Annotated in this window: 13 protein-coding genes, 1 tRNA gene and 1 riboswitch; of the genes, 7 read left to right on the top strand and 7 right to left on the bottom strand. The window is 72.1% G+C overall.

Annotation, left to right across the window (positions count from 1 at the left end; genetic code table 11):
• Positions 1 to 362: 362 nt before the first annotated feature.
• A complete protein-coding gene (locus tag ACFV7R_RS18240) occupies positions 363 to 917 on the bottom strand; it encodes a MarR family winged helix-turn-helix transcriptional regulator (RefSeq protein ID WP_385264417.1) in 555 nt (184 codons plus the stop codon).
• 127 nt (positions 918 to 1,044) lie between these two features.
• Here ACFV7R_RS18240 and ACFV7R_RS18235 point away from each other — a divergent pair, with 127 nt between their 5' ends.
• Positions 1,045 to 2,328 (top strand): MFS transporter, encoded by a 1,284-nt coding sequence (locus ACFV7R_RS18235; protein WP_385264415.1) that lies wholly within the window; start codon positions 1,045 to 1,047, stop codon positions 2,326 to 2,328.
• Positions 2,329 to 2,531: 203 nt separating this feature from the next.
• Here ACFV7R_RS18235 and ACFV7R_RS18230 read toward each other — a convergent pair whose 3' ends face one another.
• Both ACFV7R_RS18230 and ACFV7R_RS18225 read right to left on the bottom strand, forming a co-directional pair.
• Positions 2,532 to 4,178 (bottom strand): SpoIIE family protein phosphatase, encoded by a 1,647-nt coding sequence (locus ACFV7R_RS18230; RefSeq protein ID WP_385264414.1) that lies wholly within the window; start codon positions 4,176 to 4,178, stop codon positions 2,532 to 2,534.
• A gap of 235 nt (positions 4,179 to 4,413) precedes the next feature.
• On the bottom strand, positions 4,414 to 5,781 hold the full coding sequence (locus tag ACFV7R_RS18225; RefSeq protein ID WP_385264412.1) for an NAD(P)/FAD-dependent oxidoreductase: 1,368 nt from the start codon (positions 5,779 to 5,781) through the stop codon (positions 4,414 to 4,416).
• A gap of 417 nt (positions 5,782 to 6,198) precedes the next feature.
• Between ACFV7R_RS18225 and ACFV7R_RS18220 the strand changes: the two genes are divergently transcribed.
• The gene (locus tag ACFV7R_RS18220; protein WP_385264411.1) at positions 6,199 to 6,960 is read left to right on the top strand and encodes a TetR/AcrR family transcriptional regulator; all 762 of its coding nucleotides are present in this window, start codon (positions 6,199 to 6,201) and stop codon (positions 6,958 to 6,960) included.
• Between the two features lie 220 nt (positions 6,961 to 7,180).
• Entirely contained in the window at positions 7,181 to 9,007 is a 1,827-nt protein-coding gene (locus tag ACFV7R_RS18215; RefSeq protein WP_385264409.1) for a sigma-70 family RNA polymerase sigma factor, read from the top strand.
• A gap of 34 nt (positions 9,008 to 9,041) precedes the next feature.
• On the opposite strand, the gene ACFV7R_RS18210 is transcribed toward ACFV7R_RS18215, so the two are convergent.
• Positions 9,042 to 11,129: an asparagine synthase-related protein gene (locus ACFV7R_RS18210; RefSeq protein ID WP_385264407.1), complete on the bottom strand. Its 2,088-nt coding sequence runs from the start codon at positions 11,127 to 11,129 to the stop codon at positions 9,042 to 9,044.
• A gap of 711 nt (positions 11,130 to 11,840) precedes the next feature.
• Here ACFV7R_RS18210 and ACFV7R_RS18205 point away from each other — a divergent pair.
• The 4 genes from ACFV7R_RS18205 (at position 11,841) to ACFV7R_RS18190 (ending at position 17,098) form a co-directional block, all read left to right on the top strand.
• The gene (locus ACFV7R_RS18205) at positions 11,841 to 13,265 is read left to right on the top strand and encodes an MFS transporter (RefSeq protein WP_129798599.1); all 1,425 of its coding nucleotides are present in this window, start codon (positions 11,841 to 11,843) and stop codon (positions 13,263 to 13,265) included.
• Positions 13,266 to 13,350: 85 nt separating this feature from the next.
• Positions 13,351 to 14,562 (top strand): L-2-hydroxyglutarate oxidase, encoded by a 1,212-nt coding sequence (gene lhgO, locus ACFV7R_RS18200; protein ID WP_385264405.1) that lies wholly within the window; start codon positions 13,351 to 13,353, stop codon positions 14,560 to 14,562.
• 276 nt (positions 14,563 to 14,838) lie between these two features.
• Entirely contained in the window at positions 14,839 to 15,720 is an 882-nt protein-coding gene (gene trmB, locus ACFV7R_RS18195; protein ID WP_385264403.1) for a tRNA (guanosine(46)-N7)-methyltransferase TrmB, read from the top strand.
• A 49-nt stretch (positions 15,721 to 15,769) separates the two neighbouring features.
• Complete coding sequence (locus ACFV7R_RS18190; RefSeq protein ID WP_385264401.1) at positions 15,770 to 17,098, top strand: PrsW family intramembrane metalloprotease; 1,329 nt, start codon at positions 15,770 to 15,772, stop codon at positions 17,096 to 17,098.
• 123 nt (positions 17,099 to 17,221) lie between these two features.
• Here ACFV7R_RS18190 and ACFV7R_RS18185 read toward each other — a convergent pair whose 3' ends face one another.
• The 3 genes from ACFV7R_RS18185 to ACFV7R_RS18175 form a co-directional block, all read right to left on the bottom strand.
• On the bottom strand, positions 17,222 to 18,268 hold the full coding sequence (locus ACFV7R_RS18185; RefSeq protein ID WP_385264399.1) for a M23 family metallopeptidase: 1,047 nt from the start codon (positions 18,266 to 18,268) through the stop codon (positions 17,222 to 17,224).
• Positions 18,269 to 18,279: 11 nt separating this feature from the next.
• Positions 18,280 to 18,437, bottom strand: a riboswitch (cyclic di-AMP (ydaO/yuaA leader).
• Positions 18,438 to 18,629: 192 nt separating this feature from the next.
• Positions 18,630 to 19,859, bottom strand: a complete 1,230-nt coding sequence (locus tag ACFV7R_RS18180; RefSeq protein WP_385264397.1) for a PP2C family protein-serine/threonine phosphatase — start codon at positions 19,857 to 19,859, stop codon at positions 18,630 to 18,632.
• A 174-nt stretch (positions 19,860 to 20,033) separates the two neighbouring features.
• Positions 20,034 to 20,107, bottom strand: a tRNA-Met gene (locus ACFV7R_RS18175).
• Positions 20,108 to 20,133: the final 26 nt, after the last annotated feature.

The following is a 20,133-nucleotide window of genomic DNA, read 5'->3' as shown; positions in this document are numbered from 1 at the left end:
CGGTGCTTTCCGGGTTCCCGCTTTCGCGTTTCCCTTTCCGGCGGTTCCGACTCTATCAGATCCTTTCGGGCCTGACTCCCAGTCAGCGGGGCTTGCCTTCCCGGCCGTTGGGCCGTTCCGACGTCTCAAACCTTAGCGGATCCTCTCGGCGATTCCCAATCGGGCCGCCGAGTCCCATTCGAATTGAATTCGGGCGCGCCGAAATCAACCCCGTCGGGAGATCGTGCTGGTGGTTTGATTTGCCGCTTTCGCGGCGGGAGGTGCTGCCGCAGAACCGTTACGGCTCCGTGGCAACCCGAAGAACTTTACGGAGCGGGTAGGGGGCTGTCAAGTGCCCCCTGTCAAGATCTTTTACGCTCGCTTCAGTCCAGGTCGCTGAGGCGGCCGCCGGCGTCCGGCTGGGCGTGTTCCACCCTGCGCAGGAGCCTGGTCAGGACCTCGCCGAGGACTGTTCGCTCGTCCGGGGACAGGTCCTGCAGGAGGTCCTCCTCGAAGACCGACGCCAGTCGCATGGCCTCGAGCCACTTCTCTCGGCCCTCGGGGGTCAGCTCCACGATCACCCGTACGCGGTTGGTCTCGTCCCGCTCCCGGGTGACCAGACCCTCGGCGACCAAGCGGTCGATGCGATGGGTCATCGCAGCCGGTGTGAGACCGAGGCGCTTGGCGAGGTCGCTGGGGCCCATGCGGTAGGGGGCGCCGGAGAGAACGAGGGCCTTGAGGACCTCCCACTCGGCGTTGCTGATGCCGAGCGCGGCGGTCTGGCGGCCGTAGGCGACGTTCATACGGCGGTTCAGGCGGGAGAGCGCCGAAACGATCTTCTCGACCTGGGGGTCGAGGTCCCGGAACTCGCGCTGGTAGGCGGCGATCTGTTCTTCGAGTGTCGGCTCGGTGACGCCGGTGCCGGTGGTGTCGCCCATGGAGGGAGTATCGCACGGGCCTGCTTGGCGTTGAAGTCCTTCTCTATGTAGTCTTTAGCTTCGAAGTTTAGAGGTGAAGTCTTCATCTCTAACTAGTGACGCTCGCAAGTACTTGAGAGAGGTGAACGTGACCAGGGCGATGGGCGCAGCGATGCGCCGGATCCACGTGGGCAACGCACTCAGCGCGTTCGGGCTCGGCTTTACCGTCCCCTACCTGTACGTCTATGTGGCGCAGGTGCGGGGGCTGGGGGCCGTGACGGCGGGGCTCGTACTCGCCGTTTTCGCCGTGGCCGCGCTGATCGTGCTGCCGTTCGCCGGGCGGGCCATCGTCCGGCGTGGCCCGCTGCCGGTGCTGCTCGCCGCCCTGATCACCGCCGCGCTGGGGGCGCTGAGCCTGGGGTTCGCGGGCAATGCGGTGGCTGTGCTGCTGTCGGCGGGGACACTCGGAGCCGGGCAGGCCGTGATGCAGCCGGCGCTGGCGACGATGATCGTGGACTGTTCGTCGGCGGAGACGCGGTCTCGGGCGTTCGCGATGCAGTTCTTCCTGCAGAACCTGGGGCTGGGTGTCGGCGGGCTCATCGGTGGTCATCTCGTCGATGCGACCCGGGTCTCGTCCTTCACGCTGCTGTTCACGATCGAGGCGGTGATGTTCCTGCTGCTGGTCGTGGTGATGGCGACGGTGCGGATGCCGCACTCGCCGCGGATCGGGGATGCGCCGGGGCGGTCGGCGAAGGGCAGCTGGAAGCAGTTGCTGGGTAACCGGGCGATGGTGCAACTGTGCGTGTTGGGGTTCGTGCTGTTCTTTGCGTGCTACGGGCAGTTCGAGTCGGGGCTGAGCGCGTACGGGGTCGAGGCGGCCGGGATTTCTACGTCTGCCCTGGGGACGGCGCTGGCTGCCAACACCGCGATGATCGTGGTGGCGCAGTTCGCCGTGCTGAAGTTCGTCGAGCGGCGGCGGCGGTCGCGGGTGATCGCGGTGGTCGGGCTGATCTGGGCCGTCGCGTGGGTCGCGGCCGGGTATGCGGGGCTGGGGCACGGTAGCCAGGAGATGGCTACGGCCGCGTTCATCTCGACGTATGCGCTGTTCGGGCTGGGTGAGGCGATGTTGTCGCCGACGGTGGCTCCGCTGGTTGCCGATCTTGCGCCGGTGGGGATGGCTGGGCAGTACAACTCGGCGTTCGCGCTGGTGAAGCAGCTGGCGTTGGCGGTTGGGCCGGCGGTGGGGGGACCGATGGGGGCTGCGCTGCATGGGCCGTATGTCGTGACGTTTCTGCTCTTCTCCTTGGGGATCAGTGTGTTGGCGGTGCGGTTGGGGCGGCAGCTGACTGACGTGCAGGATCAGCCGTGGCTGGGGCGGAGTCGGGTTGTGTCGCGGGGTGGGGCTTCGGAGGCGGTTCCTGCGGAGGCGTGAGCTACGGACGCGTAAAGCGGATCGCCAGCGTTGTGGCTGGGCGGGGGTGGGTCGCGCAGCCCGGCGCTTACGGGGAGCCGCCCGCGCCCACCCTCCCCCACTCTCGGCTTCGCTCGAGCGGGGGGACCCCCATCGCCCCAGGCGGCACGACTGCCCGCGGCTGGACGGGGAGGCACGGATGCCCGCGGACTACGGTGTCGGCCTCAGGCCTTCGGTAGGGCGAACTCGCACCACACTGCTTTTCCGCCGCCCGGGGTTCGTCTGCTGCCCCAGTTGGAGGCGATCGTTGCGACGATGGCGATGCCTCGGCCCGACTCGTCGCCCGGTTCTGCGCGGCGGCGGCGGGGGAGGTGGTCGTTGCCGTCGGTGACCTCGACGATCAGGCGGCGGTCGGTGCGGCGCAGGCGGAGGCGCATGGGTGGGGTGCCGTGTTGGAGGGAGTTGGCGACCAGCTCGCTCGCCGCGAGGACGCCGAGGTCGTGCAGCTCGGGTGGGAAGCGCCAGCTGGTGAGGACGCCGGAGGCGAACGCACGCGCGCGTGGGGCCGCTTCCACGCCGCCGAGCAGTTCCAGGGCCGCGTTGCGGAACAGATCGCTCTCCGGGCCCGTACGGGCCGGGTGCTGGAGGACCAGGACGGCGACGTCGTCGTCGTGGTCCGCCGTCACGCCCGCCGAGCGGACCAGGCGGTCGCAGATGACCTGCGGGGTGCCGGTCGCGCCCGCCAGGGCGCGTTCGAGGGCGGCGATGCCCTCGTCCAGGTCCTTGTCCCGGCGCTCCACCAGGCCGTCCGTGTAGAGGACGGCGGTGGAGCCGGGGCCCAGGGGGATCGAGCCCGAGGTGTGCATCCAGCCGCCCGTGCCGAGGGGCGGGCCGGTGGGTTCGTCGGCGTGCAGGACGTTGCCGCTGTCGTCGCGGACGAGGATGGGGAGGTGGCCGGCCGAGGCGTACACCAGCCGTCCCTCGTTCGGGTCGTGGACGGCGTACACGCACGTGGCGATCTGGTTGGCGTCGATCTCCGCGGCGAGGCCGTCGAGGAGCTGGAGGACCTCGTGCGGGGGCAGGTCGAGGCGGGCGTACGCGCGGACGGCGGTACGGAGCTGGCCCATGACCGCGGCGGCGCGGACGCCTCTGCCCATGACGTCGCCGATGACCAGGGCCGTGCGGCCGCCGCCCAGGGTGATCACGTCGTACCAGTCGCCGCCGACGGCGGCCTCGGTGCCGCCGGGCTGGTAGGTGGCGGCGATGCGGAGGTCGTCGGGCTGTTCCAGCTCCTGGGGGAGCAGGGAGCGCTGGAGGGTGACGGCGGTCTCGCGCTGCCGGCGTTCGCTGGCGCGGAGGCGTTCGGCGGCCTCGGCGTGGTCGGTGACGTCGGTGGCGAAGACGAGGACGCCGGGGTCGCTGCCGTCGCCCTCGGCGACCGGGGTGCAGGTGAAGGTGTAGGAGCGGCCGTCGGGGGCCTTGCGGGACTTGACCGTACGGGGCTTGCCGCTGCGCAGGACCTGGTCCAGGAGGGGCAGCAGGCCCAGTTCGTGGAGTTCCGGCAGGGCCTCGCGGGCAGGTGCGCCGGGTGGGCGTACGCCGAAGGCGGTGGCGTAGGCGTCGTTGACGTAGGCGAGGCGGTGGTCGGGGCCGTGGACCAGGGCGACGAGGCCGGGGACGCGGTCGAGGACCTCGCGTACCGGGAGTTCGTCCACAGCGGGGACCGGCACCGGGTCGTCGGTCAGGTGTTCGGTGCGGGCTGCGGGGACGGAGCCGTCCCCTCGCCGGTCCGGGGTGACCGTGTGTGCGGTCCGCGCTGCGGCGCGGCGCTGCGTTCCGGGGAGCCGGGCGCTCCAGCGCGTGAAGTTCACGAATCCTTGCCTCGTGTAGTTGTCGTCGACCGGCTCCGGATCCGGCCCGGTCCCCCGGGGGTCGTACGTCGGTGGCCGTACCTTGTCACGGCCCCTGGGAAGTGCAGCACTTGGGAGAAGCCTCGTGGGTTGGTGGGCAGGGGCTCGCCCTGTCGCGGGGATCAGTCTGGCAGTGTGGCCGACCGGGCCGACATCCGTCAGACGCCGGGGTGGCCGCAGGAGTTCCTCGCGAGGGTCAGGTCGACCCCTTCGGGTCGTAAGGAGGCTTTCCACCGGCCGCGAGTTCGAACTCGGCTCGGGGATGTTCGAGTGAACCGAGCGAGACGATCTCCCGTTTGAAGAGGCCCGCGAGGGTCCATTCCGCCAGCACGCGCGCCTTGCGGTTGAAGGTCGGCACCCTGCTGAGGTGGTAGGCGCGGTGCATGAACCAGGCGGGGTAGCCCTTCACCTTGCGCCCGTAGACGTGGGCGACGCCCTTGTGCAGTCCGAGGGAGGCGACCGAACCGGCGTACTTGTGGGCGTACGTCTGGAGGGGTTCGCCGCGCAGGGAGTGGACGATGTTGTCGCCGAGGACCTTGGCCTGACGGAGCGCGTGCTGGGCGTTGGGTGCGCATGTGGTGCCGGATGCGCCGGCGGTGACGTCGGGTACGGCGGCGGCGTCTCCCGCTGCCCACGCGTGCGCGTGCCCCTCGATCGACAGTTCGGCGGTGCAGTGCAGTCGGCCGCGCTCGGTGAGCGGCAGGTCGGTGGCGGCGAGCAGCGGATGGGGTTTCACGCCGGCCGTCCAGACGACCGTACGCGTGGGGAATCGTTGTCCGTCGCTGAGGACCGCGACCCGGTCGGCGCAGGATTCGAGGCGGGTGCCCAGGAGGACCTGGATGTTGCGGCGGCGTAGTTCGGTGACCGTGTAGCGGCCCATCTCCTCGCCGACCTCGGGGAGGATGCGGTCCGAGGCCTCGACGAGGATCCACTTCATGTCCTCGGGCTGGACGTTGTGGTAGTAGCGCGTGGCGTAGCGGGCCATGTCCTCCAGCTCGCCGAGCGCCTCGACTCCGGCGTATCCGCCGCCCACGAAGACGAAGGTGAGGGCCGCGTCGCGGATGGCGGGATCGCGGGTGGAGGAAGCGATGTCCATCTGCTCCAGAACGTGGTTGCGCAGGCCGATGGCCTCCTCGACGGTCTTGAAGCCGATGCCGTGGTCGGCGAGGCCGGGGACGGGCAGGGTGCGTGAGACGGACCCGGGGGCGAGGACGAGTTCGTCGTACGACAGCTGCTCGATGCCGGTGCCCTCCTCCTCGGTGGCGAGGGTGGTGAGGGTCGCGACACGTTCGGCGTGCCGGACGGAGCGGACCTCGCCGATGACGACCCGGCAGTCGGCCAGGACGCGGCGGAGCGGTACGACGACATGGCGGGGGGAGATGGAACCGGCGGCCGCCTCGGGGAGGAACGGCTGGTACGTCATGTACGGGTCGGGCGTGACGACCGTGATCTCGGCCGCGCCGCGCCCGAGTTCCCGTTTCAGCTTCCGCTGCAGGCGCAGGGCCGTGTACATCCCGACGTAGCCGCCGCCGACAACGAGAATGCGCGCAGGTTCCCTCACCATCCCATGACGCACCCGGCGCTTGCGTTTGTCCACAGCCCCGGCAAATTGTGTGACCGCGCGCGGGGCATGCGCAGGGTTGGCCGAAATGTCGGCGCAGGCGACAGCCGTGCAGGTCAGCGGAGGGAAGCCGGGTGGCGTAACGGTGTGCAACCGGGACGTATACGACCCGTACTCCGATCGGGGGGCGCTCCGTGCGGAACCTGCCCCTTCTGAATTGAGTCCCTCTCAACTATGTTCGTATGTCGACGGGGTGTAGGGGGATGCGCTCACCGGGTTCCCGGACTCCTGGGTCTCGGGCTCGCGACGGGCAGGCTCGTGGTCCGGCGGGCTCGCGGTTCCGGGCTTGTTCCACACGCTCCGGCTTACCTATGGCGGGGAGAGTCTCCGGGGGGAGACGTCATTACCGGGGGAATTCTTATGCACATTCAGGACTCTCGTTGGTCTACCACTTCTGCCATCGCACCTGGTGGCGTGGTGGGTGCGACGGCGGGCAACGGACGCGGGGACGGACCGCGGACGACGCCGCTGCGCGTGGACGCACAGCGCAATCTCGAGCATGTACTGCGGGCGGCGCGCGAGGTCTTCGGCGAGCTGGGCTACGGCGCGCCGATGGAGGACGTGGCGCGGCGCGCCCGGGTCGGTGTCGGCACGGTGTACCGGCGCTTCCCGAGCAAGGACGTCCTGGTCCGGCGGATAGCCGAGGAGGAGACCTCCCGGCTGACCGACCAGGCCCGGGCGGCGCTCGGCCAGGAGGACGAGCCGTGGTCGGCGCTGTCGCGTTTCCTGCGTACGTCGGTGGCCTCGGGTGCCGGGCGGCTGCTGCCGCCGCAGGTGCTGCGGGTCGGCGTCGCGGACGAGGCCGGCGAACGCGCCGGGCTCGACGAGGCGCGGGTGCCGCAGCAGCGGATCCAGCCCGGCGCCGGTGAGCTGCGGCTCGTGCCGGAGGGGTCGTCCGCGGCCGAGGAGGACAGCGGGGCGGCGGCGCTGCTGGACGTCGTGGGCCAGCTCGTGGAGCGGGCGCGCGCGGCGGGTGAGCTGCGGCCGGACGTGTCGGTGTCGGACGTCCTGCTGGTCATCGCCACGGCGGCGCCCTCGCTGCCGGATGCCGCGCAGCAGGCGGCGGCTTCGGCGCGGCTGCTGGACATCCTGCTGGAGGGGCTGCGGTCGCGACCGGCGTGACGTGTGGTGCAGCGGGCCGGGGGCGGTGCGCCACCCCCGGCCCAACGCCTCATCCGTGACCGCCCGTTGAGCCTTGCTCGAACGGCTGACGACCGGTACCGGCTCGAAACAGGTCCCACGGACGAGTGGATGGTCCGTACTCCGCTGCCTGAACAAAAGCCAATATGGCACTCTGGCTCCTGTTCGGGACTGGTTGGGCAGGCGGCGGGGGCTTTCCGCGATGGGCGTTGACGGGCGGGACGAGTCGCTCGGTGGCGACGGCACCGAGGCCGAGGGCCGCACGCCACCCCTGGTACCGGCGCAGCGCGACCGGCGGCAGGACGGCGTCCTGACGCCGCCGACCGAGCCGCCGACGTCCGACGCCGGGCTGATCACACGGATGCGCGCGGGCGACGACACGGCTTACGAGGAGCTGTACCGGCGCCACGCGGACGCGGTCCGCCGGTACGCGCGCACGTGCTGCCGGGACGCCCACACCGCAGACGACCTCACCGCCGAGGTCTTCGCCCGCATGCTCCAGGCGGTACGCGGCGGCTCCGGGCCCGAGCACGCCGTACGGGCGTACCTGCTCACCACCGTCAGGCGGGTCGCCGCGAACTGGACGAACTCCGCGAAGCGGGAGCAACTGGTCGACGACTTCGCGGTGTTCGCCACGCAGGCCGCCCGGTCGGACGGATCCGACCCGGACACACTCGAACTGGGCGCCGACGTACGGGCGATGCACGAGGCCGAGCAGTCCCTGGCGATGCGGGCCTTCCGGTCGCTGCCGGAGCGCTGGCAGGCCGTGCTGTGGCACACCGAGGTCGAGGACGAGTCCCCGAGCGAGGTCGCCACGCTCTTCGGGCTCGACGCCAACGGCACCCGCGTCCTCGCCAGCCGCGCCCGCGAGGGCCTCAGACAGGCCTACCTCCAGGCCCACGTCAGTGCCGCCCTCACCAGCGACGAGGAGTGCGCGCGCTACGCCGACCAGTTCGGCACGTATGCCCGCCGCAGGCTGCGCACCCGCGCCGAGCGAGGGCTGCGCAAGCATCTGGAGGAGTGCGCCAGGTGCCGGCTGGCCGCCGGCCAGATCGAGGAGGTCGCCGGAGGCATCCCCGCCGTCGTGCCGGTCGCGGTCATCGGCTGGTTCGGGGCCGCCGGCTACGCCAAGGCGGCCGGGCTCGTCGCCGGAGGCGCCGGAGCCGGTGCTGCGGGCGCTGCGGGCGGTGGCTCGTCCGGCGGGGCCGGCGCCGGTGGTGCGGCGTCGGAGGGGCTGGGTGCGCCGGTGAAGGCCGGTATCGCGGCCGGGGTGGTCGCCACGGCGATCGCGGTGGTCGCGCTCGCCCTTGCCGGCGACGACAGCACGCCCGAGGAGCCGGAGGCGAGGCCGCGCGCGTCCGCGCCGATCGTCCGGCCCGAGCCGCCCGTGCCCACCCCCACGCCCACGCCGTCGCCCGAGCAGCCCGCGCCGCGGCCGCCGGCGATCGTCCCGGCGGCGGAGCCGGCCCGGACGCCCACACCGTCCCCCACGCCCACTGCAGCGCCCGCTCCGACGCCCACGCCCACCCTGGAGCCGACGCCCACCCCGACGTCTACGGCGACGCCCCCTCCGACCCCGACCCCGCCGCCCCCAGGCACCGACTACCAGCTGAGCGAGCTGTCCTACGACCTCACCGGCGACGGCACCGAGCCCGAGCTGCGGCTCAGCGGCAGCACCTGGGTGTGGCAGCGGGGCGGCCTGTCGATCGGCGGTACGTCGTACGCGCGCGGGGTGACCGTCCACGGCCGGTCCTCCGTCACCGTCGACCTCAACCGTGAGTGCGCCTCCTACGACGCGTGGGTCGGTGTCGACGACGGGATGCTGAAGCTCGGCCAGGTCTCCTTCTCCGTCCACGCGGACGGTGTCCAGCTGTGGAAGTCCGGGGTGCTCAAGGGCGGCGACGCCGCCGTCCCCGTCCATGTGGACCTCACCGGGCGCAGGACCGTACGGCTGGTGGTGGAACCGCACAGCCACCTCGACAACCTGGTACTCGCGGACTGGGCCGCGTCGAAGTTCACCTGCTCGTAAGGGGCGTCGAGGCGCGTTCCGCACGCGCGCCGGCTCACGCGCCCGAGGCCAGCGCCCCCCGGCGCGGTGTGATCCCCGCCGGTACCGCACGCGCGCGTGCCGGTGTTCCCGTCCAGCAGGTGCCGCGCCGGGCGAGCAGGCGACGCAGCCACAGCTCCAGGGACACCAGGTCGGCGAGCCCGTCCAGGGGCAGGGGTTCGCCCTGTGCCGCCGCGCGCAGGGCCTTGCGGACGACCCGGGCCTCGACCAGCCCGGCCTCCGCCAGCAGGGGCGTGTCGAACAGCGCCATCAGGGAGTCCACGGCAACGCGCAGTCCCGCACGTGCGGCCGCCGCCGCGGGCGCATGCGAGGGCGCGCCCCAGCCGGGCGGGAGGTCGGCGACGCCGGCGCCCTTCAGGACCGTACGCAGGATCGCCGCCCGGGCCCCGGGCTGGACGCGCAGCGCCTCGGGGAGGGCCCGGCAGGCGCGCACGACCTGGTTGTCGAGGAAGGGTGTGTGCAGGCGCTGGAAGCGGATCTCCGCGGCCTGCTCCAGTACGCGGATGTCCGCGGCCGCCCGGGCCAGCGCCCCGCGCGCGCGGAAGTCGCCCGGCCGCTGCCCGGGTCCTACTCCGGAGCGATGGGTCGCCCCCTGCAAGCGAATCGATACTTCTGCCAGCGCCTCACCGGTCAGCCACCGGGCCGCCGGCCCCGGTCTGGCCCAGGTGAGCGCGGCGAGCGACGCCCCCACCGCCCCGCCGGGTTCGTCGAACCGCTGCTGGAGCAGCCGCTCGGCGAGCCTCTCCAGACCCGCGCCGTAGGGCGTCCGGGCGAGCCGGCGCGCGGCGGCGTACACGCGCGCGGGGACCATCACCGAGCCGTCGGCCTTCGCCAGTGCGGCCACCGGCCGCACCAGGTGCCGCCGCTGCCGGTCCATCAACAGGTCGGCCAGGCGCGCCGGATGGGCGTCCAGCACCTGTCGGGCGCCGTAGCCGGTGAGGTGGTCGGCGCTGCCCGCGGCGAGCCGCGTGCGATGCCGTACGGCGGTCACCAGGCTGGGGCCGGGCTCGTCCGTCAGCGGGCCGTCCAGGTTGCCGTACGGCAGGGTCTCCTCGCCGCCGGTCACCACCACGTGGTGCAGGCGGGGGTTGGCGGCCAGAGTGCCCGCCCGCTCCAGTTCGGCCTCCCGGCCGCCGACGGTCAGGTCGTTGAAGGTGACGGCGAGCAGCCGCTCGCCCGCGCCCGTGCCGTGCCCCAGCACGGTTCCCGGCATCCCGGGCAGCCCCGCCGCCAGCAGGGCGAGGGTGCCCGAGGCCGGCCCGCCCGACAGATCCGCGCCGATGCCGGGCACCGGCATCCCGCGTGCGGCACGCCGCTCGGCCGGCCCCATGCCGGGCACGGGCCCGGGGTCGATGTCGGCGCCGGGGACGTGCCGGGGCGCGGCGAGGCGGGCGCGTACGGCCTCGACGAGCGCGTCCCGCACGGCACCGACCGCGCTGTCGGGATCGGCGGGCGGCGCCGCGACGGCGAGGGAGGCCACCGGCTCGTACCCGGCGATCTCGCGCGCCCCGGCGCGCAGGATCAGTGCATGCCCCGGCGGAATGCGCAGCACGCCGTCGTACGGGGTGGAGTCCTGCAGCGCGGCGGGTACGTCGGGGGCGGCCAGCAGGGCGGCGAGGTGACCGAAGTCGAGGTTGGCCTCGATGAGGTCGGCCAGCGGCAGCGCGGCGGTCGCGTACGCCGTGCCGCCCGCCCAAGGGGTGTAGAACACCGGGCGGGCGCCCGCCAGGTCACCGCAGACCGTGATCCGCCGGCCGGCCTGGACGACCGCGGTGTAGCTGCCCGGCCAGGCCGTCAGATGCCGAAGTGCCCCTCCGCGCGCGGCGAACAGCCCGACCCGCAGTTCCTCGTCCGACGCCCCGCACGTGCCGAGTACCGCGATCCGGTTCTGGGCGTCGGCCGTGACCACCCGCACCTCGTCGGGACGCCAGTCGCCGACCGCCCACAGCGGATCGGGGTCGCCCCACAGGAGTTGGGAGCCCACCGGGTGCAGGGTCTCGCCGTCGTAGCCGGTGGCTCCCGCGGAGCCGAGGTCGGCGGCGGCCCCCGCGGCGGTGCTGCTCCATCCCACCAACCACCGCATCGACGCCTCCACAGGCTGGGGACAACCAGTGCACCGTACGAACCGGTTCCCCATGCTGCCACGAAGCGCGCGCCCCAGAGCGTCGACGGTGCCGCTTGTGATCCCCGAAATGCGCCCCACGCACCGCCCCGTGCAACCCCGCAGTCGGCTCATGGGCCCTCAACACCCCGGCCGGCACAAGGCAACTGCGACGTGAATGCGCCCCCGATACGCTCCCCGAGAACCCCCAAAGCGCCCTCAAACTCCATGGTGGACGCGGTATCACGCACAGACGGCCGGGTCGATTTTCGGCCAATTCGCTGCTACGCCACGTCGACCACGAGCGTTCCGTACACGCTCCGTACAGGCTCTGCGCACTGCTCGGTCAGCGCACGGTCCGGGAGGCGGAGTTCGCCCCCCGGACCGGTCCGCCGCCCGCGGGGATTGAGGCGGCGGTGTCCCCCAGCCCACTGGTCCAGTACAGCGGGCCGACCCACGCACCACCATGGAACCGCTCCCGAGATGGCTGGAGAAGAGCGCACGGACGGGCGCACGGCCACACATCGGGAGCACGTCACAACTGTGCGTACCGGGACCGTACTTGCGTACGGACCACAATCCCGCCATCCGGAAGAATGCCCCTTAACGCTTGGGATGCGGCGAACTACGCTGGGTTTACGAATGCCGCGTGGTTATGCCAGCGCGGCAGCCGTCTGTGTCGAGGGGTGGCGCATGTCCAGGGAGCAACGCGGGCCGAACGAAAAGCTCGGCGCCGTTCTCGCCCTCGCGGGAATCAGCAACGCAGGACTCGCACGACGGGTCAACGACCTCGGCGCACAACGCGGGTTGACGCTTCGCTACGACAAGACGTCCGTGGCGCGCTGGGTGTCGAAGGGCATGGTGCCGCAGGGTGCCGCGCCGCACCTCATCGCGGCCGCCATCGGCCAGAAGCTCGGCCGCCCGGTGCCGCTGCACGAGATAGGCCTGGCGGACGCGGACCCCGCGCCCGAGGTGGGCCTCGCCTTCCCCCGGGACGTGGGGCAGGCGGTGAAGTCGGCGACGGAGCTGTACCGCCTCGACCTCGCCGGCCGCCGGGCGGGCTCCGGCGGTATCTGGCAGTCGCTCGCCGGATCGTTCGCAGTGAGCGCATACGCAACGCCCGCCTCACGGTGGCTGATAACCCCGGCCGACAGTTCGGTCGCGCGGGACGCGAACCCCGCCGAGGGCTCCGGCGCACCGCTCAAAGTCGGCCACAGCGACGTACAGAAGCTGCGGGAGGCAGCCGAGGACGCCAGGCGCTGGGACTCCAAGTACGGGGGCGGCGACTGGCGTTCGTCGATGGTGCCGGAGTGCCTGCGCGTGGAGGCGGCCCCGCTGCTGCTCGGCTCGTACTCCGACGAGGTCGGCCGCGCCCTGTTCGGTGCCTCCGCCGAACTCACCCGCCTCGCCGGGTGGATGGCCTTCGACACCGGCCAACAGGAGGCCGCCCAGCGCTACTACATCCAGGCCCTGCGCCTGGCCCGCGCGGCGGCCGACGTCCCCCTCGGGGGATACGTCCTGGCGTCCATGTCGCTCCAGGCCACCTACCGCGGCTTCGGCGACGAGGGCGTCGACCTCGCCCAGGCGGCGCTGGAGCGCAACCGGGGACTGGCCACGGCCCGCACCATGAGCTTCTTCCGGCTCGTCGAGGCACGCGCGCATGCGCGCGCGGGTGACGCCCAGGCGGCCGGAGCGGCCCTGAAGGCCGCCGAGGGCTGGCTGGAGCGGTCCCGTGAGGGCGACAGCGACCCGTCCTGGCTCGGCTTCTACTCCTACGACCGTTTCGCCGCCGACGCCGCCGAGTGCTACCGGGACCTGAAGGCACCCCGCCAGGTCCGCCGCTTCACCGAGCAGGCGCTGTCGAAGCCGACGGAGGAGTACGTCCGCTCCCACGGCCTGCGGCTCGTCGTCTCGGCCGTCGCCGAACTGGAGTCCGGAAACCTGGACGCGGCCTGCGAGCAGGGCGTGCGGGCGGTCGAGGTCGCCGGGCGCATCTCCTCCGCACGGACCACCGAGTACGTGAAGGACCTCCTGCACCGTCTGGAGCCGTACGGCGACGAACCGCGCGTGGTGGAACTGCGGGAGCGGGCCCGCCCGCTGCTGATGGCACCGGCCTGAGGCCGAAGGGCCGGCTGAGGGCCCGCCTGGGTTTGAGCGCATTGTCAGTGGCGCAGTGCACTATCGAAGCCGGGAGGTGGAGCAGGTGCGGAAGATCGCCTACGACTGCGACGTGCTGGTGATCGGCGGCGGGATCGTCGGTCTGTCGACGGCGTATGCGATCACGCGTGCCGCGCCGGGCACGCGCGTGACGGTGCTGGAGAAGGAGCGGGGCCCGGCCCGGCACCAGACGGGGCGCAACAGCGGCGTCATCCACAGCGGGATCTACTACCGCCCCGGCTCCCTGAAAGCGCAGTACGCGGTGCGGGGCGCGACCGAGATGGTGAAGTTCTGTGCGGAGTACGGCATCGCGCACGCCGTCACCGGCAAGCTGATCGTCGCCACGCAGCGGGCGGAGCTCCCCCGGCTGCACGCGCTCGTGCAGCGCGGCCGGGAGAACGGCATTCCGGTACGGGAGCTGGTCGCGGCGCAGATCGCGGAGTACGAGCCCGAGGTGCGGGGGCTGGCGGCGATCCACGTCGGTACGACCGGCGTCTGCGACTTCGTCGCCGTTGCCAGGCAGCTGGCCGAGGCGTCCGGGGCGGAGATCCGGTACGGGGCACAGGTGCTGCGGGTCGACCGGCGGGCGGAGCTGGGGGTCGCCGTGCGGACCGCGGACGGGGCGGTCGTGCGGGGAAGGGTGCTGGTGAACTGCGCCGGGCTGTACTGCGACGAGATCGCGCGGATGACCGGGGACGACCCGGGAATGCGGATCATTCCCTTCCGGGGCGAGTACTACGAGCTGGGGCGGCCGGAGCTGGTGCGGGGCCTGGTCTATCCGGTGCCGGATCCGGCGTTCCCGTTCCTCGGGGTGCATCTCACGCGCGGGATCGACGGAGGTGTGCACGTCGGGCCCAACGCCGTGCCGGCGCTCGCCCGCGAGGGCTACGGGTGGGGGGTGGTCCGGCCGCGTGAGGTGGGGCTGGCGCTGAGCTGGCCCGGGGCGTGGCGGATGGCGCGGCGGCACTGGCGATACGGGGGCGGGGAGGTGCGGCGGTCGGTGTCGAAGGCGGCGTTCACGGAGGCGGTGCGGAGGCTGTTGCCGGCGGTGACGGAGGGGGATCTTGTGCCGGCGGCTTCGGGGGTGCGGGCGCAGGCGGTGCTGCGGGACGGGACGCTGGTGGACGACTTTCTGATTCGGGAGGGGGAGCGGGCCGTGCATGTGCTCAACGCGCCGTCTCCTGCGGCTACGGCGTCTCTGCCGATCGGGAGGGCGGTGGCTCGGAGGGTGTTGGGGGTGTTGGGTGGGGTGGGCTGAGCGGGGGTGCAGTTGAGCAGGGCTGCAGCTTGGCGGGGGTGCAGCTCGGCGGGGTTTTACGGGAACCGGCGTGGGGGCCGGGCGGGGGTGGGGTGCGCAGCCCGGCGCCGGCGGGGTGCCTCCCCCAGGGGGGACCCCCAGCGCCCACCCGTGCCGCCCCAGGCGGCACGGGTGCCCGCGGACTGACGGGGAGGCATGGCGCCGCCCGCGGACTGACGGGGAGGCTGACGGCGGCATGAATGCTCGCGGGCTGACGGGGCTAAAATCGACTCCACTGTGTCTGACTCCCTCCACACCCCCGAAGCCCCCCACCCCATCCCCGGTGTCTCCGTTCGGCGTACGCGGGGGAAGGGGGAGCCGCGGTTTCCCGATGGGCCCAAGGCGGATCCTGCGGGGTCGCACTTCGAGCGGCGGATTCGGAGTTTTCAGCCGCGGCGGAGCCGGGTGACCGCCGGGCAGGCCGACGCGTTGCAGCGGCTGTGGCCCAAGTGGGGACTGGACATCGACGGGCAGCGGGTCATCGACCTGACGGAGTTGTTCGGCAACGCGGGCCCTGTCGTGCTCGAGATCGGGTTCGGGATGGGCGAGGCCACCGCCCGGATGGCCGCCGCCGACCCGGACACCAACATCCTCGCGGTGGACGTCCACACGCCGGGCCAGGGCAATCTCCTCAACCTCGCCGACCAGTCCGGCCTCACCAACATCCGGGTGGGCAACGGCGACGCCATCATCCTGCTGCGCGAGATGCTCTCCCCCGACTCCCTCGACGGGCTGCGCGTCTACTTCCCCGACCCCTGGCCCAAGAAGCGGCACCACAAGCGGCGCCTGATCCAGCCGGCCTTCCTCACGCTGGCCGCGACCCGGCTCAGGCCGGGGGCGATCGTGCACTGCGCGACCGACTGGGAGCCGTACGCCGAGCAGATGCTCGAGGTCCTCACGGCGCACCCCGCTTTCGAGAACACCCAGCCCGACGGCGGTTTCGCGCCACGCCCCGGCTTCCGCCCGCTCACCCGTTTCGAGGGCCAGGGCCTGGACAAGGGTCATGTCGTGAACGACCTGCTCTTCCGCCGCGTACAGCACGAGCAGCACCCCGCAGAGCACGCACAGCACGAAGAGCATCACCAGCAGGACCACGACCAGTCCTCCACCGGCGCCTGAGCCCTCGCGCCCTCGCGGGCGGCGCCCCTGCCTCGTTAGGGTCAATGCCGTGGCCACCAGTCCCCCGTACCCGACGCACCCCAGCGTTCCCACCGGCGGCGCACTGCGGCGGCATCCGCACTGGTGGCAGCGCACATGGGTGCGTTACGGCGCACTGATCACCCTGCTCGCGATCTCCGGCCTCGTCATCCTCGCCCTCGTCCGCGAGCAGACCGGAACCGAGGGATTCCTGGTCGGTCTCGGCCTCGCGGTCCTCCCGGTACCGCTCCTCATAGCCGCCTTCCGCTGGCTCGACCGCGTCGAGCCCGGCCCCTGGCGCAACCTCGTCTTCTCCTTCGCCTGGGGCGCCTGCGCGGCGGCGCTGATAGCGATCGTCGCCAACAGCTTCGCGACGAGATGGATAGCGACGGCGACCGCCGATCCGGCGAGCGCGGACACCCTGGGCGCCACCGTCATAGCGCCGATCGTCGAGGAGTCCGCGAAGGCGGCTGCCATACTCCTGCTCTTCCTCTTCCGCCGCCGGGACTTCACCGGGATCGTCGACGGTGTCGTCATCGCCGGGGTCACCGCGACCGGGTTCGCGTTCACCGAGAACATCCTCTATCTCGGCACCGCCTTCGGCACCGACCAGCTCACCGGCGGCAGCGGCATCGCCTCCGTCACGGCGGCGACCTTCTTCGTCCGCGTCATCATGTCCCCGTTCGCGCACCCCCTCTTCACCGTCCTCACGGGCATCGGCTTCGGCATCGCGGCGCTCTCCGGGCAGCGCCAGCATCTGCGGCGCGTACTGATGCCGCTGTCCGGGCTGCTGCTCGCGATGGGCATGCACGCGCTCTGGAACGGCTCGGCGACCTTCGGCAACTTCGGGTTCTTCGCGGTGTACGGCGGGTTCATGGTGCCCGCGTTCGGGCTGCTGACCTGGCTGGTGATCTGGACCCGGCAGCGGGAGCTGCGGACCGTGCGCGAGGAACTCCCGGCCTATGTCGCCGCCGGCTGGCTGACACCGGCCATACCGTTCGCGCTGGGCTCGATGCGGGCGCGCCGGCTGGCCAGGGAGTACGCCGGGCACCACCTGGGGAAGCCGGCCGCGCGGGCGGTGGCGCAGTACGAGGCGTACGCGACCTCGCTGGCGTTCCTACGGCATCGCGGGCGCCGGGGCCGGGCCGGCGCGGACTTCGTCCTACGGGAAGGCGAACTGCTGCGGGAGCTGTGGAGCCGACGGGAGGTGGCGCGGCCGGCGCTGGAGTATGCGGCGCGGGTGACGGCTCCGCCGGTACCGGTGGCTGTGCCGCCCTGGCCGATGGCGGCGCCGTATCCCGCATACCAGCCGTATCCCCCGTACCAACGGCATCCCGCGTACAACCCGTACCAGTCGTAGGGGCGCGCCGGGCGATCGGCGCCGTGAGGTCCCGGCAACAGCCGTTCCGCACACACCGCGAACCGGCAGCCCTGACGTCGGGGGGGTGCCGTCAGGACCGCCGGGGTTCGAAAGGAGCGGATGTCAGGGGTTGAGGCCCTTGCTCTGCAGCCAGGCCAGCGGGTCGATGCCGCTGCCCGCGCCGTCGGGGTGCACCTCCAGGTGCAGGTGAGCCCCGGTGACGTTGCCCGTGGCGCCCACGCGCCCGATGACCTCGCCCGTGGTGACCTTCTGGCCGACGCTGACGTTGATGGAGGACTGGTGGGCGTACCAGACCTCGGTGCCGTCATCGAGGGTGAGGACGGTCTTGTAGCCGTACGACCCGTTCCAGCCGGCCTCGGTGATCGTGCCGCTGTGCACGGCCTTGAGCGGCGTGCCCGTCGGCGCGGCGAAGTCGAGGCCGGTGTGGTAGCCGGAGGACCACAGGGCACCGGCCTGACCGAAGCTCGAGGTGATGGTGTACGAGGAGGTGGGCAGCGCGTACTGCTTGGCCAGCTGGGCGAGGCGCTCGGCCTCGGCCTTCTGGCGGGCCTCCTCCTCGGCCTTCGCCTTCTCGGCGGCGGCCTTGGCCTCGGCCTCCTGCTCGGCCTTGGCGGCGGCTTCGGCGGCGGCCTTCTCGGCGGCGACCTTGGCAGCGGTGGCGGCCTTGGTGTCGACCTGGTCCTGCTGCTGCTCGGCCTGGGCGATGATGCGGGTGCGCAGCGCCTCACCGGCGTCGGTGGTGCCCTGGGCGGTGTCCGCGGTGGTCATGCCGAGGCTGCTGAGCGGAGCGGTGGCGGTCTCGCCGGAGGTGTCGGAGTCGTCGGAGTCGTCGGAGATGAGCCCGCCCACGGACGGCAGGTCGGGCATCGAGATCGACACCGGCGGCTTGCCGGTCTGCGCGCTGGCCATGCCGCCCGCGCCGACCGCGGCTATGACGCCGACGCCGAGAACCGTGGAGCTGCGGGCGAGTCCACCGCCGCGCTGCTTGGAGACGCGATGCCGGCCGCGTACGGGGCGGAGGGACTCCGCGGTGGGGTTCCACTCCTCCCAGGGACCCTCGTCGGTGCGCTGCCCGCCGTAGACGACGGTGTCGCCGGAGCGCTGGGCCGGCACGAAGGGGGCTTCTGGGGCAGGCCGGTTGGACGCCACGTAGGCGTACTCCTTTCCTTCCTTCTCGCCTACCGGGTTAGCTGACGGGTTCGGAGCAGGAAGGTCTCCTACGCGCGTAAATCAGCCGTGTTGCCACGGCGACCTACCCGCGATTCACCCCAAGTTGGTGGTTCCCCGGTTCCCTTGCAGGATTCGGCGCGTGCGCACGGAGCCGACTCTTGTGACGGCTGGGACGACCGCGCTGCGTTATCGGACGTTAATAGAAGCGGGGCATGAATTCCAAGCGGTTCCACTTGATCTTTAACGATTTCCGGCCGGACGTACAGGGTCATGAATGGCGAAAATCGGGCGAGTTGACCGCGACTCAGGGGTGTCACAGTTTCTGACTGTGTGTCAGTTGTTATGCGGAGGGCGTTCGTCCGGTCACGTCTGGTGACGGTCGTCGTACGGCGAGCAGAGCCATGTCGTCGGTCATCCCGCCCCCGGAGTGCCGGCGCACTTCTTCGGCCAGGGTGCTGAGCAGTTCGCCCGGTCCGCGGAAGGTGCGGCCCGCCAGCCGCGCCGCGGGGTCGTAGAACCTGCCGTGCGCGTCGCGGGCCTCGGACAGGCCGTCGGTGTGCAGCAACAGCATCGCCCCGTCCGGAAAACGGGACTCCTCCACACGGGCCGGCCAGGCGCCCAGATCGCCCATGCCGAGCGGCAGCGCGGGTTCGCGGGCGGGCAGCGGACGTACGGTGCCGTCGGCACACAGCAGCAGCGGCGGCGGATGACCGCGGTTGAGGATCCGTACGACCCCGTCACCGGGCGGCAGCTCGGCGAGTACGGCGGTGGCGAACCCCTCGGTGGCCTCGACGCCGTCGCGCCGCGCGGCCTCGCGCGTCAGCGCCCGCTCCAGCCGCTCGGCGACCCCCTGAAGCGTCGCCTCCTGCTCGGCGGCCTCCCGGAACGCCCCGATGACCACGGCGACGGTCCCCACCGCGCCCATCCCCTTGCCCCGTACGTCGCCCACGACGAGCCGTACACCGTGCGGGCTGTCCTGCACCGCGTACAGGTCGCCGCCGATGAAGGCGTCCGCCTGGGCCGCCTCGTAGCGTGCCGCGATGTCGAAGCCGCCGATCCGCCCGAGGGGTTCGGGCAGCACCGCGCGTTGGGCCGCCTCGGCGATCTTCCACGCCGAGTCGAGCCGGGCGTGGCTGCGGCGTACCAGCACATTGATGAGCACGGCCAGCACGGCGACCGTCGCCACGGTGACGAGCTCGGTGAGCGCGTCGACGCGCGACACCGTGCCGTACCGGATGTGCAGCCCGAGCACGACGGCGACGGACGCGATGCCGGTGAGGATCGTGACCCGCCGGGACAGCAGCGGCGCGGCGACCAGGGGTGCGGCGGTGAACAGGGGGGCCGCGGTGTAGGGGCGGGGCGTGAGGTAGTCGTAGACGCCGCCGATGACGAGCAGCAGTGCGGGGAGCGCCCGGACGAAGGTGCGGGCGCAGGAGATCCGTCGCGTCTCGCTCCGGCCGTGCAGGTGCGCGGCTTCGCCGCCGAGCCCGTGGCCGGGGACCGTCTCTTCAGGCAACCGCCCGCCCCGTCGGGTGTACGGCCTCTCTCCTTCAGCCTCCGCAGGCCGCACCCTCGTCTCCCGCCACGTACGTCCACACACCGCCTCGTCCGTCCAGGTTTTCCGGAGCGGGGGCGGGGGGCGAGCCGGATGGGCCGACCGGATGACATGCCGGTAACCCTCGGTCATGTCCGGTAACGCCTGAGGCCGGAATCCATGAACTGGATTCCGGCCTCAGGCCTTCAGTAGCGGGGACAGGATTTGAACCTGCGACCTCTGGGTTATGAGCCCAGCGAGCTACCGAGCTGCTCCACCCCGCGTCGTTGTGACTCCAGTGTACGCCATC

It is taken from the genome of Streptomyces sp. NPDC059866 (assembly GCF_042731325.1).
GTDB classification, from domain to species: Bacteria; Actinomycetota; Actinomycetes; order Streptomycetales; family Streptomycetaceae; genus Streptomyces; species Streptomyces flavusporus.
The sequence above is the reverse complement of the archived record's forward strand: the minus strand, read 5'-3'. Positions and strand labels throughout refer to the sequence as shown.